At 60.0% G+C, this 15,647-nt stretch carries 13 protein-coding genes; 5 read left to right on the forward strand and 8 right to left on the reverse strand.

From position 1 onward, the window contains the following. Positions 1 to 13: 13 nt before the first annotated feature. From KZO34_RS14930 to KZO34_RS14960, 7 genes are all read right to left on the reverse strand, one after another. Positions 14 to 592: a peroxidase-related enzyme gene (locus KZO34_RS14930; protein WP_219477641.1), complete on the reverse strand. Its 579-nt coding sequence runs from the start codon at positions 590 to 592 to the stop codon at positions 14 to 16. Positions 593 to 609: 17 nt separating this feature from the next. Beyond that, on the reverse strand, positions 610 to 1,515 hold the full coding sequence (locus KZO34_RS14935) for a hydroxymethylglutaryl-CoA lyase (protein ID WP_219477642.1): 906 nt from the start codon (positions 1,513 to 1,515) through the stop codon (positions 610 to 612). Next, the gene (locus KZO34_RS14940) at positions 1,515 to 3,509 is read right to left on the reverse strand and encodes an acetyl/propionyl/methylcrotonyl-CoA carboxylase subunit alpha (protein ID WP_219477643.1); all 1,995 of its coding nucleotides are present in this window, start codon (positions 3,507 to 3,509) and stop codon (positions 1,515 to 1,517) included. The genes KZO34_RS14935 and KZO34_RS14940 overlap by 1 nt, the downstream gene beginning before the upstream one ends. A 1-nt stretch (position 3,510) precedes the next feature. Beyond that, a complete protein-coding gene (locus KZO34_RS14945) occupies positions 3,511 to 4,317 on the reverse strand; it encodes an enoyl-CoA hydratase-related protein (RefSeq protein WP_219477644.1) in 807 nt (268 codons plus the stop codon). 14 nt (positions 4,318 to 4,331) lie between these two features. Next, positions 4,332 to 5,939 (reverse strand): carboxyl transferase domain-containing protein, encoded by a 1,608-nt coding sequence (locus tag KZO34_RS14950; RefSeq protein ID WP_219477645.1) that lies wholly within the window; start codon positions 5,937 to 5,939, stop codon positions 4,332 to 4,334. Positions 5,940 to 6,106: 167 nt separating this feature from the next. Further along, entirely contained in the window at positions 6,107 to 7,273 is a 1,167-nt protein-coding gene (locus KZO34_RS14955; protein WP_219477646.1) for an isovaleryl-CoA dehydrogenase, read from the reverse strand. Positions 7,274 to 7,360: 87 nt separating this feature from the next. After that, positions 7,361 to 7,810 carry a MerR family transcriptional regulator gene (locus KZO34_RS14960; RefSeq protein ID WP_219477647.1) on the reverse strand — a complete coding sequence of 150 codons (450 nt, stop codon included), beginning with the start codon at positions 7,808 to 7,810 and terminating at the stop codon, positions 7,361 to 7,363. 104 nt (positions 7,811 to 7,914) lie between these two features. Between KZO34_RS14960 and KZO34_RS14965 the strand changes: the two genes are divergently transcribed. The 3 genes from KZO34_RS14965 to KZO34_RS14975 are packed head-to-tail and all read left to right on the forward strand — an operon-like array spanning position 7,915 to position 11,054. Further along, on the forward strand, positions 7,915 to 8,676 hold the full coding sequence (locus KZO34_RS14965) for an SDR family NAD(P)-dependent oxidoreductase (RefSeq protein WP_219477648.1): 762 nt from the start codon (positions 7,915 to 7,917) through the stop codon (positions 8,674 to 8,676). Positions 8,677 to 8,700: 24 nt separating this feature from the next. Continuing rightward, complete coding sequence (locus KZO34_RS14970) at positions 8,701 to 9,852, forward strand: acyl-CoA dehydrogenase family protein (protein WP_219477649.1); 1,152 nt, start codon at positions 8,701 to 8,703, stop codon at positions 9,850 to 9,852. A gap of 20 nt (positions 9,853 to 9,872) precedes the next feature. Further along, positions 9,873 to 11,054: a thiolase family protein gene (locus KZO34_RS14975; protein ID WP_219477650.1), complete on the forward strand. Its 1,182-nt coding sequence runs from the start codon at positions 9,873 to 9,875 to the stop codon at positions 11,052 to 11,054. Positions 11,055 to 11,143: 89 nt separating this feature from the next. Here KZO34_RS14975 and KZO34_RS14980 read toward each other — a convergent pair whose 3' ends face one another. Then, positions 11,144 to 13,057, reverse strand: a complete 1,914-nt coding sequence (locus KZO34_RS14980) for a sigma 54-interacting transcriptional regulator (RefSeq protein ID WP_219477651.1) — start codon at positions 13,055 to 13,057, stop codon at positions 11,144 to 11,146. A gap of 300 nt (positions 13,058 to 13,357) precedes the next feature. On the opposite strand from KZO34_RS14980, the gene KZO34_RS14985 reads away from it, so the two are divergent. Together KZO34_RS14985 and ntrB are read left to right on the forward strand one after the other, a co-directional pair. After that, positions 13,358 to 14,782, forward strand: coding sequence for an ABC transporter substrate-binding protein (locus KZO34_RS14985; RefSeq protein WP_219477652.1), 1,425 nt, complete (start codon positions 13,358 to 13,360; stop codon positions 14,780 to 14,782). 2 nt (positions 14,783 to 14,784) lie between these two features. Next, positions 14,785 to 15,612: a nitrate ABC transporter permease gene (gene ntrB / locus KZO34_RS14990; RefSeq protein WP_219477653.1), complete on the forward strand. Its 828-nt coding sequence runs from the start codon at positions 14,785 to 14,787 to the stop codon at positions 15,610 to 15,612. Positions 15,613 to 15,647 lie beyond the last annotated feature (35 nt).

Here is a 15,647-nt window from a genome sequence, read left to right on the forward strand (position 1 = left end):
AGGGCTAACCCCGCTAGCGACTCTGGCTGTGATATTCAGGGTTGGGTTGCATATCGCTGGCAATCGCGACGCGATTGGACATGTTGTAGAAACCGACCAGGTTGCTCAGATCCCAGATCGCGCGGTCACTGAGACCGGCGTCGCGCAGGGCCTGGATGTCCTCTTCCGTGACCGTTGCCGGTGAGCGGGTGAGGTGGGATGCGAAGTCCAGCATCGCGCGCTGGCGCTTGTCCAGTTTGGCGCTGCGGTAGTTCATCACCATGTGCTCGCCCAGGGTCGGATCGCCACTGAGTACCCGCACGGCGGCACCGTGCGCCACCAGGCAGTAGAAGCACTTGTTCTCGGACGAGACCACCACGGCGACCATTTCCCGCTCCAGCTTGCTGAGCTCGCCTTCGCCCAGCATCAGCTCGTTGTACAGGCGGGTGAAGCCTTCGAGTTGTTTCAGGTTCTGGCTGTAAGCCGTGAGCACGTTCGGGATCATGCCCAGTTTTTCCTGGCAGATCTCGAAGTACTTCCGGGTGTCCTCCGGCATATCGGAAATCTCGGGGATCGGAAGATCCAGGGCTACGACGTTTTTATTCTGGTTCATGTCAGATCCTTATGGTTTCAGCAGTTGCCGCCGAGGGCCTGGCCCACTTTCGAGCCGTTGTGACGTCTTAGCTGGCCGCTGATCCAGTCGCCGGTGGCGACCAGTTTGTTCAGGTCCACGCCGGTGTCGATGCCGAGTCCGTTAAGCAGGTATAGCACGTCTTCGGTGGCGACGTTGCCGGAAGCACCTTTGGCGTAGGGGCAGCCCCCGAGGCCGGCGACGGAGGCGTCGATCACCGCGACACCTTCCTCCAGCACCGCGTAGAGGTTGGCCAGGGCCTGGCCATAGGTGTCGTGGAAGTGCGCCGCCAGGCGCTCGACCGGAACGTGCTTGGCGACCGCTTCGAGCATGCGCTTGGCTTTCAGCGGGGTGCCGACGCCGATGGTGTCGCCCAGGGAAATTTCGTAGCAGCCCATATCGGCCAGATCCTTGGCAACTTTGGCCACTTGCTCCGGGGCGATGTCGCCTTCATAGGGGCAACCCAGAACCGTCGAGACGTAGCCGCGCACGGGAATGTTGTGCTTGTTGGCGGCTTCCATCACCGGCAGGAAGCGCTCAAGGCTTTCGGCGATGGAGCAGTTGATGTTCTTCTGGCTGAACGACTCGGAGGCCGCGCCGAACACGGCGACTTCATCCACCCCGGCTTCCAGGGCATTTTCAAAGCCGCGAAGGTTCGGCGTCAGCACCGAATAGCGGACGCCAGGCTTGCGATTGATACCGGCCATGACCTTGGCGGCGTCGCCCATCTGCGGCACCCACTTCGGGGATACGAAGCTGGCGGACTCGATGTGGGTCAGGCCGCAGTCGGCCAAGCGGTCGATCAGTCCGGTCTTGATCCGGGTGGCGATGACCGGGCCGGGCTCGTTCTGTAAACCATCCCGGGGGCTCATCTCCACCAGGCGAACCTGTTTGGGGAAGGCCATTACTCTGCTCCCTCTTCGCTGACTTCAATGGCGATCAATTCGGCACCTTCAGAGACCTGGTCGCCTTCGGCGAAGAAAATCTCGCTGACGGTGCCGTCGGCCGGGGCCTTGATGGCATGCTCCATCTTCATGGCCTCCATGATGACCAGGGTCTGACCGGCGGTTACCTGGTCGCCGACCTTGGCCTGCACGGCAACGATGGCACCGTTCATTGGTGCCTCCAGGCTGCCTTCGCCGGCCATGTCCTCGAACCCGTAGGTCTCACGATAGATACTGCATTGGAAGGTATCGCCCTCGTAGAACAGCACCAGCTGGTCCTTGTGAAGGTTGCCGTGCACGCTGATCCGGTGGCCGTTGATGACGGCCTGGAGGTAATCGTCGTCCAGTCGGGCAGTCAGGTTGTAGACACTGTCGCCGACGAACACCTGGTAACGGTCGTCCCGCTCGAGAATCTTGAGGTCGTGAATCTCCTCGCCGACCTGCAGTTGCAGCGGCTGGGCGTATTCCGAGTTCATGCGCCAGCTGTTGCGGCGGCCAAACGGAGACCACGGATCGGTGGACGCCGGCTCGCTGGATTTGCGCTCTTCCAGAACAAAGCCTGCGGCCAGTACCAGGGCCTTGTGGGTGTCGAGCTTGGACTTCGGGAACAGCAGATCCCGATGGCTATCGATAAAGCCGGTGGTCAGGTCCTCCTCCCGGAACGGCTGGGCATCGGCCAGCGCATGCAGGAAGCGGATGTTGGTCTTCACTCCGGCGATGCGGTAGTTCTCCAGTGCCTGGACCATGCGGTTGATGGCCTGGTCCCGGGTCTCGTCCCACACGATCAGCTTTGCAATCATGGGGTCGTAATGAATGCTGATGTCGTCGCCTTCGGTCACGCCGGTATCGACGCGCACATGGGCGCTTTCATCGGGGGTGCTCAGGTAACGCAGATGCCCGGTGGCCGGCAGGAAGTCGTGGTCCGGGTCCTCGGCATAGATACGGGCTTCCAGGGCATGGCCGCGGGTTTTTACCTCGGACTGGGCCAGCGGCAACGATTCGCCCCAGGCGATTTTCAGCTGCCATTCCACCAGATCCTGGCCGGTCACCATTTCGGTGACCGGGTGCTCGACCTGCAGGCGAGTGTTCATCTCCATGAAGAAGAACGATCCGTCCACGTCGTAGAGGAATTCGACGGTACCGGCACCCACGTAGTTGATGGCCTGGGCTGCGCGCACGGCAGCTTCACCCATGGCCTTGCGGGTTTTCTCGCTCAGGCCCGGGGCTGGTGCTTCTTCCAGCACCTTCTGGTGCCGGCGCTGCACGGAGCAGTCCCGCTCGGCCAGGTACACACCCTCGCCATCCTGATCACAGAATACCTGGATTTCCACGTGGCGTGGCTGGGTCAGGTAGCGTTCGATCAACATGTCCGGGTTGCCGAAGGCGTTCTGGGCTTCCCGTTTTGCGGCAGCCAGGGCGTCGTCAAACTCGCCCATGTTTTCGACCACGCGCATGCCTTTACCGCCCCCACCGGCCACGGCCTTCAGCAGCAGAGGGAAGCCGCATTTTTCAGCTTCGGTGCGCAGGGTTTCCGGCGACTGGTCGTCGCCGTGGTAGCCCGGCACCAGTGGTACGCCGGCCTTTTCCATGATGGCCTTGGCGGCGGACTTGGAACCCATGGCCGCGATGGCGGAAGAGGGCGGGCCGATAAACACCAGGTCGTTGGCTTCGCAGGCCTCCGCAAATTCGGTGTTCTCCGACAGGAAGCCATAGCCCGGGTGGATGGCCTGGGCACCGCTCTCCTTGGCGATCTCGATGATTTTCTCGGCCCGCAGGTAGCTCTCGGAGCTTGGGGCGGGGCCAATGTGGAACGCTTCGTCGGCCATGGCAACATGGCGAGCGTTGGCGTCCGCGTCTGAATACACGGCAACGCAACGGATACCCATACGGTGGGCGGTCTGTATGATCCGGCAGGCGATTTCGCCCCGGTTGGCGATCAGTATTTTGCTGAACATGTCACTTGTTCTCCGGAATCCAGTTGGCGCGGCGCTTGTTCAGGAAGGCACTCAAACCTTCCTGCCCTTCTTCGCCCACGCGAGTGTCGGCGATGCGGTGTGCTGTGTCGTCAATCACGGTGTCATTGATTGGCTTATGGCTGACGGCGAACACCAGATCCTTGGCAGCTTTCATGGCTTCCGGACCGTTCAGAGCGAGCTGCTCCAGCATCCCGTTACAGCGCGCCTCCATGGCCTCGACATCGTCGCAAACGATGTGGACCAGGCCATATTCTTCGGCCTGCCGAGCAGTGAACACCTCGGCAGAGATGAAATACCGGCGGGCCTGGCGTTCGCCGATGGCACGCACCACGTAAGGGCTGATCACCGCCGGAATGAGGCCCAGTTTCACTTCGCTCAGGCAGAAGCTGGATTTTTCGGTGGCGATGACAATGTCGCAGCAGGCGGCGAGGCCCACCGCGCCGCCAAACGCGGCACCCTGCACCAGGCCAATGACCGGCTTGGACAGGTGGTTCAGCACGTTCATCAGCCGGGCCAATTCCCGGGAATCGTCCAGGTTTTCCTGCCGGGTGTTGTCGGCCATGCGGCGCATCCAGCCAAGGTCTGCGCCGGCGGAGAAGTGCTTGCCCTCGGAGCGCAGGATGACCACTTTGGTGTCCGCGTCGTCGTTGACTTCGGTCAGCGCATTGATCAACTGCTGGATGATCACGTCGTCAAACGCATTGCGTTTGTCCGGGCGGTTCAGCACCACTTCGGTGATACCTTCGGCGCGGCGCTTGAGCAGAACCGCAGTTTCTTGTTCTGTCATGGCAGGTCTCCCGATTACATCCGGAACACGCCGAAGCGCGTAGGCTTCGCGGGTCGGTTAAGGGTGGCGGAGAGGCTGAGGGCAACCACTTCCCGGGTCTGAGCCGGGTCGATCACGCCGTCGTCCCAGAGTCGGGCGCTGGCGTAGTAGGGGTGGCCCTGCTCTTCGTACTTGTCGATTACCGGTTGCTTGAACTTGGTCTCTTCCTCGGTACTCCACTCCTCGCCCTTGCGCTCCATGCCTTCGCGTTTGACCTGGGCCAGTACGCCGGCGGCCTGTTCGCCACCCATGACCGAAATACGCGCGTTCGGCCACATCCACAGGAAGTCCGGGCTGTACGCGCGGCCACACATGCCGTAGTTGCCGGCGCCGAAGCTGCCGCCAATCAGCACGGTGATCTTGGGCACGTTGGCGCAGGCCACGGCCATGACCATCTTGGCGCCGTGCTTGGCGATGCCTTCGGCCTCGTACTTCTGGCCGACCATGAAGCCGGTGATGTTCTGCAGGAACAGCAGCGGGATGTTGCGCTGGCAGCACAGTTCGATGAAGTGGGCGCCTTTCTGGGCGGCTTCGCTGAACAGGATGCCATTGTTGGCGATGATCCCGACCGGGTAGCCGTGGATGTGGGCGAAGCCGGTTACCAGGGTCTGGCCGTAATAGCGTTTGAATTCGTCGAACTCGGAACCGTCGACGATGCGGGCGATCACGTCACGCACGTCGAACTGTTTGCGCAGGTCGGTGCCGACGATGCCGTAGATCTCTTCGGCGTCGTACAGCGGTGCCCTGGGCTTGCGGATCTCCACATCGGCCGGCTTGCGGCGGTTCAGGTTGGAGATGCTGCGGCGGGCGATTTCCAGGGCGTGGGCGTCGTTTTCCGCGTAGTGGTCGGCAACACCGGAGATTTTGCAGTGCACGTCAGCGCCACCGAGGTCTTCGGCGCTGACCACTTCACCGGTGGCCGCTTTCACCAGCGGCGGGCCGGCCAGGAAGATGGTGCCCTGGTTGCGCACGATGATGGATTCGTCGGCCATGGCCGGCACGTAGGCGCCACCGGCGGTGCACAGGCCCATGACCACGGCGATCTGCGGGATGTCGTCGGCAGACATGCGCGCCTGGTTGTAGAAGATGCGGCCGAAGTGGTCCCGGTCCGGGAAGACTTCGTCCTGGCGGGGCAGGTTGGCGCCGCCGGAGTCCACCAGGTAGATGCACGGGAGGCGGTTTTCCAGGGCAATTTCCTGGGCCCGCAGGTGCTTCTTGACGGTCAGTGGGTAGTAACTACCGCCCTTAACGGTGGCGTCGTTGGCGATGATCATGCACTCGGTGCCGGAGACCCGGCCAACGCCGGCAATCACGCCCGCCGCCGGTACTTCTTCGCCGTAGACGTTGTACGCGGCGAACTGGCCGATTTCCAGGAACGGGGAGCCGTCGTCCAGTAGGCGGTTGATGCGCTCTCTGGGCAGCAGTTTGCCGCGGGCGATGTGGCGTTCCTGGTAGGAGGGGCCGCCGCCCTGCTGGATGGTGGATACCTTGTCCCGCAGGTCCGCAACGGCTTGCGCCATGGCTTCCTGGTTGGCCTGGAATTCTTCCGACCTTGGATTGATTTTACTTTGGAGTGTTGTCATAGGGCATCTAGTCCGTGTGTCGGGCCTGCCGGGGCGGCACTTCGGGAACCGCTACGAGCACGTCCATGTGCGCTTGTTTCCGGCCATCCTTGGCCTCCAACATTCCCGAAGTGCCACCCCGTCAGACCCTCGTCATACTTGGGTACTGGCTTCCTGGTGCTTTGTTCTTACTTGTTCAGGAACAGCTCACGACCGATCAGCATGCGGCGGATCTCGGAAGTACCCGCGCCGATTTCATAGAGTTTGGCGTCACGCAGCAGGCGACCTGTCGGGTACTCGTTGATGTAGCCGTTACCGCCGAGCAGCTGGATGGCGTCCAGGGCAAGCTTGGTCGCCATTTCGGCGGAGTAGAGGATGGCGCCGGCGGCGTCTTTGCGAGTGGTTTCGCCGCGATCAGCGGACATGGCCACCATGTAGACGTAGGACTTGGCTGTGTTCATCCAGGTGTACATGTCCGCCACTTTGCCCTGCACCAGTTCGAACTCGCCGATGGCCTGGCCGAACTGCTTGCGCTCGCGGATGTATGGGACGGTTACGTCGAGGGCCGCCTGCATAATGCCCAGAGGGCCGCCGGACAGAACCAGGCGCTCGTAGTCCAGGCCGCTCATCAGTACCTTGGCGCCATTGCCTTCGCCGCCCAGGATGTTTTCGCGGGGCACCTTGCAGTCTTCAAAGACCAGTTCGCAGGTGTTGGAGCCGCGCATGCCGAGTTTGTCGAGCTTCTGGTGGCGGCTGAAGCCCGGGTAGTCGCGTTCGACGATAAAGGCGGTCACGCCTCTGGAGCCGGCCTGGGTGTCGGTTTTGGCGTAGATCACGTAGGTATGGGCGTCTGGGCCGTTGGTGATCCACATCTTGTTGCCGTTCAGTACGAAGTGATCGCCTTCGTCTCGGGCCGACAGTTTCATGGAGATGACGTCGGAGCCGGCGTTGGGCTCGGACATGGCCAGGGCACCAACGTGTTCACCGCTGACCAGCTTGGGCAGGTATTTCTGCTTCTGCTCTTCGGTACCGTTACGGTGAATCTGGTTCACGCACAGGTTGGAGTGTGCACCGTAAGACAGGCCAACCGAGGCCGAGGCACGGCTGATTTCTTCCATGGCAATCACATGGGCGAGGTACCCCATATCGGAGCCGCCGTATTCCTCGGCTACGGTAATGCCCAACAGGCCCATGTCACCCATCTTGCGCCAGAGGTCCATGGGAAACTCGTTGTTGCGGTCGATTTCTTCGGCGCGCGGGGCGATTTCGGAGGCGGCGAAGCCATTGATCTGCTCGCGCAGCATATCGAGGGTTTCACCAAGGCCGAAGTTGAGCTCTGAGTACTGTGATTTCATGTCGGTTACCTTTTATTTGGATCTCTGGCTTACGAGGATTCATAACCGGACAGCCATGGCGCAGGGCAGGGTAGATGCCTTGCGGGTTCATCGCTGTTCGGCGGTTGTCGTCTCTTCTTCGTTGGCTGACACCTGCTGTTCTTTTTTTCTTGTCTGCAGGTCTGCCAGCGCTTCCCGGCACCGCGCCTCGGCGGTGTCCATTTCCATTTCTGCCTGCGCAATGTCGTTCTTCTGCTGTTCCAGCTGGGCGCGTTTTCGGCTCAGGGTTTCCAGCATCAGCAGCAGCTGCTTTTCGTTACCGCTGAGGGTTTCGTCCCACAGGTCAAAGAGTTCTTTGGTTTCCGCCAGTGAGAACCCCATGCGTTTACCCCGAAGGATCAGCTTCAGCCGAACGCGATCCTTGGAGCTGAATATCCGCGTTTGCCCGCGCCGGGTGGGCTTGAGCAGTTCCTGATCCTCGTAGAAACGGATGCTCCGGGTCGTCACGTCGAACTCCTTGGCGAGTTCGCTGATGCTGTAGGTTTCTTTTTTCATCATGGAGAATTCCTTTTTCGACTTAGGTTAGATAAAGTTTACGTAAACGTAAAGTGCTTTTACGGTCAGATTTCGAACAAAAAGTGTCTTTAGAGCAGGAGTAAACGATGGAATTCAAAAATGTGGCGGCCATTGTAACAGGCGGAGCATCAGGACTTGGCGAAGGCGCGGCCCGTGCGCTGGCGGCGGCTGGCTGCAAGGTGGCGATCCTGGATGTGCAGAAAGAGCAGGGTGAGAAGGTGGCTGCAGAGATCGGCGGCATTTTCCTGCACTGCGATGTGACTTCTGCGGACAGTGCCGAAGCGGCGATCACTGCGGCGCGGGAAGCCCATGGCCCCTGCGGCGTGGCGGTAAGCTGCGCGGGCATTGCCCCGGCCTCGAAAATTCTGGGTCGCGAAGGTGTGATGCCGCTGGAGAACTTCAGCAAGGTTATTCAGGTCAACCTGATTGGGACCTTCAACATCCTGAGGCTGGCGGCGGCCGATATGGCCCAGCGTGAACCCAACGCAGAAGGTGAGCGTGGTGTCATCATCAACACCGCGTCGGTGGCGGCCTACGAAGGCCAGATCGGCCAGGCGGCCTACAGTGCGTCCAAGGGCGGGGTGGTCTCACTGACCCTGCAGTCCGCCCGTGAGCTGGCTCGTGAGGGCATCCGTGTAAATACGATTGCGCCGGGCCTGTTCATGACCCCCATGATGGCGGGTATGCCCGAAGAGGTTCAGGAAAGCCTGGCGGCCACGCTGCCTTTCCCGAAGCGTCTCGGCAAGCCGGAGGAGTTCGGCATGATGGTGGACCAGATGGTCCGCAATCCGATTCTCAACGGTGAAGTGGTTCGTCTGGACTGTGCCCTGCGCATGGCGCCGAAGTGAAGCATTCAATTGCAGGAGACATACATGACCGTGTCTGTTGATAAAGAAGAACTGGCGATGTTCCGGGAGTCGGTGATCAAGGTCCTGGAAAAGGAAGTGGCGCCGCATTACGAAGCCTGGGAAAAAACCGGGCTGGTGCCCCGCGAACTCTGGAACACCCTGGGTGATGCCGGGATGCTTTGCGTCGATGTGCCCGAGGACTGTGGCGGCATTGGCGCACCTTTCCAGTTCTCTGTGGTGGTGGGCGAAGAGCTGGCACGACTGGGCTTCGGTGCGCTGTCCACCAACGTGATGGTGCATTCGGACATCGTTGCGCCTTATCTGAGCCACATGGGCAATGATGAGCAGCGTCAGCAGTGGTTGCCAAAGCTGGTCTCCGGTGAAGCCGTGGGCGCCATTGCCATGACCGAGCCCGGCGCGGGCAGCGACCTGCAGGCGATCCGCACCAGCGCGGTGAAAGACGGCGACGATTACATCCTCAACGGCTCCAAGACCTTCATCACCAACGGTCAGCATGCCGATATGGTGATTGTCGCGGCCAAGACCGACCCGAAAGCCGGAGCGCGGGGCATCAGCCTCTTCCTGGTGGACACCTCGTTGCCGGGGTACAGCAAGGGTCGGAATCTGGACAAGATAGGCCAACATTCCGGAGACACCTCCGAGCTGTTCTTCTCCGACATGCGCATTCCCTCGTCCGCGCTGCTCGGTGAGGAAGGACAGGGTTTCATGTACCTGATGCGCGAATTGCCCCGTGAACGCCTGGTGATTGGCGCCCTTGGTGTTGCCGCTGCCCGGGGCTCCCTGGACCTGACCATTGCTTACGCTCAGGAGCGGGAACTGTTCGGTCAGAAGCTGGCCCAGTTGCAGAATACCCGCTTCGAAATTGCCCGAATGGAAACCGACTACCGGGTGAACAAGGCGTTCGTGGACCAGTGCATCGACCAGTACGACCTTGGCGAGCTGGATGCACCGACCGCCTCCATGGCCAAGTACAGCGCCACGGAGATGCAGTGTCGGGTGGCCGATGGCTGCCTGCAGCTGTTTGGCGGCTATGGCTACACCACCGAATACCCGATTTCCCGGAACTTCATCGATGCCAGGGTGCAGCGCATTTATGGCGGCACCTCGGAAGTGATGAAAGAAATTATTGCCCGGTCCGTTTTGGGCAAGGGCTGATTGGTTAGAGAGGAAAAATCATGAGTGACAACAGTGTAGTGATTGCTGGTTCGGCCCGGACTCCCATGGGCGGCATGATGGGCTCGCTCAGCTCGGTCCGTTCCCCGCAACTGGGTGCGGAATCCATCAAGGCCGCCATTGAGCGCTCGGGCCTGCAACCCGCAGACATCCAGGAAGTGATCATGGGCTGCGTTTTGCCCGCGGGCCTCGGGCAGGCGCCTGCCCGTCAAGCCTCTCGCGCCTCCGGCATTCCGGACAGTTCCGGCTGCACCACCATCAACAAAATGTGCGGCTCCGGCATGCAGGCGGTGATCATGGCGCACGACCAGATCAAGGCCGGGACCAACAACATCATGATTGCCGGCGGTATGGAGAACATGAGCCAGGCGCCGTACCTGCTGCCCAAAGCGCGCGCCGGCATGCGCATGGGCCATGGCCAGGTGCTCGACAGCATGTTTCTGGATGGCCTTGAGGATGCCTACGAAGGTGGCCTGATGGGTGTCTTTGCCCAGCGCACGGCCGACAAGTACGACATCAGCCGGCAGGCCATGGACGAGTTTGCCATCGGTTCACTGCAGAAGTCCCTGGCCGCCATTGAGAATGGCTGGTTCAAGGACGAGATTGTCCCCGTGAGTGTCGCTGGCCGCGGTGGCGACACCCTGGTGGACATCGACGAGCAGCCGGGTAATGCCAGGCCGGAAAAGATTCCCAACCTGAAGCCGGCGTTTGCCAAAGACGGCTCGGTGACGGCGGCCAATTCCAGCTCCATCAGCGACGGTGCCTCGGCCCTGGTGCTGACTTCGGCCGCTGAGGCCGATGCCCGCGGTCTCGTTCCGCAGGCGCGGATTGTGGCCCATGCTACCCACGCGCGCCTGCCGTCCGAATTCACTCTGGCTCCTATTGGCGCCATCGAGAAGGTCCTGAAGAAGGCCGAGTGGTCGGTGGACGACGTGGACTTGTTCGAGATCAATGAGGCCTTTGCGGTGGTAACCCTCGCTGCGATCAACGAACTTGGCCTGCCCGCAGAAAAGGTCAACGTGCACGGTGGCGCTTGTGCCCTGGGTCATCCGATTGGTTCCTCAGGCTCACGGATCATCGTGACCCTGATCAATGCGCTTAAACAGCGTGGCCTGAAGCGTGGTGTGGCGTCTCTCTGCATTGGCGGGGGCGAAGGCACTGCCGTGGCCATTGAACTGATCTGATTTGGGAGATCGCTGCTCAATGTAGCCTGCCTTGCTGTGGGGCGGGCTTGCGGGGTGGCCGGTGGATTTATCATGACGGGTTTACAGAGTTAATGATTCTTTGACCGGAATCGAAGCGGTTCGATCTTTAGCTTTTTCAGTCTTGAGGCCAGGGTGGTCGGTTTGACGCCCAGCAAGGTCGCCGCGCCGTCATCGCCGAATACCCTGCCATTGCTCATGGTCAGGGCCTGCGTCAGGTTCTTTTTCTCCAGGTCCCTCAATTCCTGCTCGGTCATCAGCTCGCCGTTGAAGTGCCTGGGCGGCGGTGTTGATGCCGCTGGTGCTCTGGCCGGGGAATCCTGTCCCGGCAGGTCCAGATCAAGGCAGCCGTTTGCGGTGATTACCTGTCGCTCGATCACGTTTTCCAGCTCCCGCACATTGCCCGGCCAGGGGTAGGCCTTCAGGGTTTCCACGTCTCGTTCTCGCAATACAAGGGTGGGCCGGTTGAACTTCTGGCAGGCCCGGCTAAGGAATTCCTGGGCGAGGATGGGGATATCCTCCAGACGCCGGCGTAGGGGCACCGATTCGATGGGGAAGACATTCAGGCGGAAGTATAGGTCCTCCCGAAATGTCTTGGCTTGGATTTCCGATTTCAGGTCCCGGTTGGTGGCGGCAATCACCCGGACATTGACCGCTCGGGTGCGGTTTTCGCCCACCCGCTCAAACTGCTGGTCCTGCAAGACTCGCAGCAGTTTGCCCTGGAGCTCCAGTGGAATCTCACCGACTTCGTCCAGAAACAGAGTGCCTCCATCGGCCAGTTCGAAGCGGCCTGTACGGTCGCTCACCGCTCCGGTGAAGGCGCCCTTGATGTGGCCGAAGAACTCGCTTTCAAACAGATCTTTCGGGATCGCCGCGCAGTTCACCCGAATCATTGGCCGGTCCCGGCGATCGCTGGCCTGGTGGATGGCCCGTGCAATCAGTTCTTTGCCGGTGCCTGACTCCCCGGTCACCAGCACGTTGGCATCGGTGGGTGCGACCAGCCCGATGCGTCGGGCGATGCCCTTGATTGCTTCACTCTGCCCCACCAGCTCGTGAAAATGGTGTTCGGCGCTAAGTTCTTCCTGCAGGTAGGCGTTTTCCATTTCCAGGCGGTGCTTCAGGCTCTTCACTTCCTCCAGCGCGTTCTGCAGTTCTTTCCGGGCTTCCTGGCGGGCCGAGATGTCGCGGAACACCACCACAGCACCTACCGGATGTCCGTTATCGAGAATGGGCGTGCTGGTGTACTCCACGGCAAAGCCGCTGCCGTCCTTCCGCCAGAACCAGTCTTCGCCGACGCGCTTTACGCTGGCATCCCGGAAGGCTGCGTAAATTGGGCAGTCCTTCAGAGGGTAAAGGCTCCCGTCCGCGTGGGAGTGGTGTACAACCCGATGTAGAACCCGGCCCATGAGTTCGTCCATTCGCCAGCCCAGCATTCGTTCGGCAGCGGGATTTGCGAAGGTGCCTCGCCCTTCCGCATCCACGCCGTAGATGCCTTCTCCCACCGCATGCAGGATAAGCTGGTTCTCACGCTCCATGTCTTTGAACAGCTCTTCGACTCGCCGCCATTCCAGCAGACCGCCCCGGTGGTAGTGGTTGGCATCGTGCCGTTCGCGCAGGGTACGAAGTTGTTGCCGGTCTCGAAGCAGCAGCAATATGCTCTGGGATTCCGCTTCCCCGACCCGGGAAGAAGAGATTTCCAGCTCAACCGTGTGGCCATCCCGGTGCTGGAGAATAAAGTCCCGGCTCCAGCCGTGGCTTCGGAACAGTGTCTCTTCCGTAAAGGCAATCAGTTGTGGGCGTTGATCGGTGAACAGGCGGGTGCAGGGTGTGCCTTTAAGTGACTGCCTATCCGTGCCGATCATCCGGCCCATAGAACTGTTGGCCGCCAGAATCAGGTCCCGGCTGGCGTCTACCAGCAGGGCGGCCTCCGGCAAATGATCAATCCAGTTGGCGGTATCGAAGGCATCTATGGCGTCGGGATTCATGGCAATGTCCTGAGTAGTTCAAAAAGAACACAACAAATCTTATGCCAACGACGAAAAATCGTAGTCTGAGATACGAAAAATCGTGAAACACGAAATATCGTAGCAAAGGCGACACTCACTACTTTAGAAAAAGGCGTTATAAAATAAAGCCTTAGATGTTTTTCAAGACTTGGCACGAACCCTGCGATAGCTCTATAAGAAGCCCCTGCCCGTTCTCTGATGTTTCAGTGCCGGACTTGAGATGCTCCTTTTTTGCACCGTGAGAGTGCATAAACAATTTGAGAGTAGGGAGAGTGCCCCATGACCACGAAAAGCCTTGGCAATCCGTTTAACGGTGACCAGTCTCTGATTCACGCAAAAACCTGCGGATGCCCGGAATGCAAACTCGGGCAGGAAACGCCGTCGGTGTCCCTGAATCTTCAGCAATCACAGAGCCGGGACGCAATTGCCTCAGAAGCCGCCATGGATTCCGAGGCCATGATGGACCGGGCCATTGAAAGCGCCGTCGTCCGCTCGGTGTTCGGCCATAATGACCATAGCCGCCGAAGCTTCATGAAGATGATGGGGGCAGGCAGTGCAGCGGCCTTGTTGGGAAGCGTCTTTCCTCTGGATAAGGCCAAGGCGGCCGTGAAGGAATCGCTCGGTAAGCTCGAAAAAACCAAGTTGAACGTCGGATTTGTTCCGATCACCTGCGCGACGCCAATCATTATGGCGCACCCCATGGGTTTCTATGAGCGTTACGGCCTGGATGTCACCGTGACCAAGACCGCAGGTTGGGCCGTAGCCCGGGACAAGTCCCTTGCTGGAGAGTATGACGCTTCCCACATGCTCACTCCCATGCCCCTGGCCATGTCTATGGGCGCCGGCTCCACACCGGAGCCGTTCATTATGCCGGCGGTTGAGAACATCAATGGGCAGGCCATTGTCCTGCACGTGGATCATAAGGACAAACGGGATCCTAAGCAGTGGAAAGGCTTCAAGTTCGGTGTGCCGTTCGAATACTCCATGCATAACTTCCTGTTGCGTTATTACTTGGCCGAAAACGGTATCGACCCGGACAAAGACGTGCAGATTCGAGTGGTTCCGCCACCCGAGATGGTCGCTAACCTGCGTGCCGGCAACCTGGACGGTTACCTTTCACCAGATCCGTTTAACCAGCGTGCGGTATGGGAAAAGGTCGGGTTCATTCATATGCTTACCAAGGATATCTGGGAAGGGCACCCGTGCTGTGCCTTTGCTTGTAGCCAGAAGTTTGCCACCCAGAATCCGAACACCTACGGTGCCTTGCTGCGCGCGATCATCGACGCAACCCAGTACTCCAATAACCCGGACAACCGCAAGGAAATTTCCGAGGTTATTGCACCCAAGAACTACCTGAATCAGCCGGCACCGGTAATTCAGCAAGTGCTTACCGGCTATTACGCAGACGGCCTGGGCGAAGTGAAGAATGTTCCGGACCGTATCGATTTCGATCCATTCCCGTGGCACTCCATGGGCGTGTGGATCCTCACCCAGATGAAACGCTGGGGCTACATTGAAGGTGATGTGGACTACAAAGGCATCGCCGAGCAGGTCTACCTGGCGGGCGAGACCGGCAAGATTATGGAAGAGTTGGGTTATACCGCCCCTGACAGGACTTACAAGACCCACACCATCATGGGCAAGACGTTCGATTCGGATCGTGCGGAAGAGTATGCACGCAGCTTCGATATCGGGAGGGTGTAAACATGGCCTCCTTGAACGTTCGGGCAGCGCTGCTGTCGGTTTCGTTCCTGGTTTTGGCTCTGGGGCTCTGGGAAATGGCAACCCAGCCCCCAGAGGCTGAGACCGGAATGAGCGAGTACGAAATGTTGATGGGTGGTGCCGACCAGGAATCCCGAGTGCCGCCCCCTTCCGCGGTCCTCAAGCTGGCGTGGGAAGAGCTGTCTAACCCGTTCTATGATGCCGGCGCGAATGACAAGGGTATTGGTATCCAGCTGGCCTATTCGGTTTACCGGGTGCTGACCGGTTACCTTGCGGCAATGGCTATCGCATTGCCAATCGGCTTCCTGATCGGTATGTCGCCACTGATGTACAAAGCTCTGAACCCGTACATTCAGCTGCTGCGCCCCATCTCGCCACTGGCTTGGATGCCGCTGGCCCTGTTCATCATTCAGGATTCTGACGCGTCCGCCATTTTCGTGATCTTTATCTGTTCGATCTGGCCGATGTTACTGAATACCGCGTTCGGCGTTGCGAATGTGAGACAGGACTGGGTGAACGTTGCTCGCACCCACGAACTCGGGCCACTTCGTACCGCCATAACGGTGATTCTGCCAGCGGCCGCGCCGACGATCCTCACCGGTATGCGCATCTCTATCGGCATTGCCTGGCTGGTCATTGTTGCCGCGGAAATGCTCGTGGGTGGTACTGGCATCGGCTACTACGTGTGGAACGAATGGAACAACCTGGATCTGGCGAGTGTGATCTTCTCCATTCTGATGATCGGGGTGGTGGGCATGCTGCTCGACCTGGCCTTGGGCAAGGCCCAGAAGCTGGTGGAATACAAAGAATGAGTGGTCCGGCTACCGGCCAACCGGTGCCGGTCCCA

Origin of the sequence: Marinobacter sp. F4206, assembly GCF_019392195.1 — a bacterium.
Lineage (GTDB): Bacteria > Pseudomonadota > Gammaproteobacteria > Pseudomonadales > Oleiphilaceae > Marinobacter.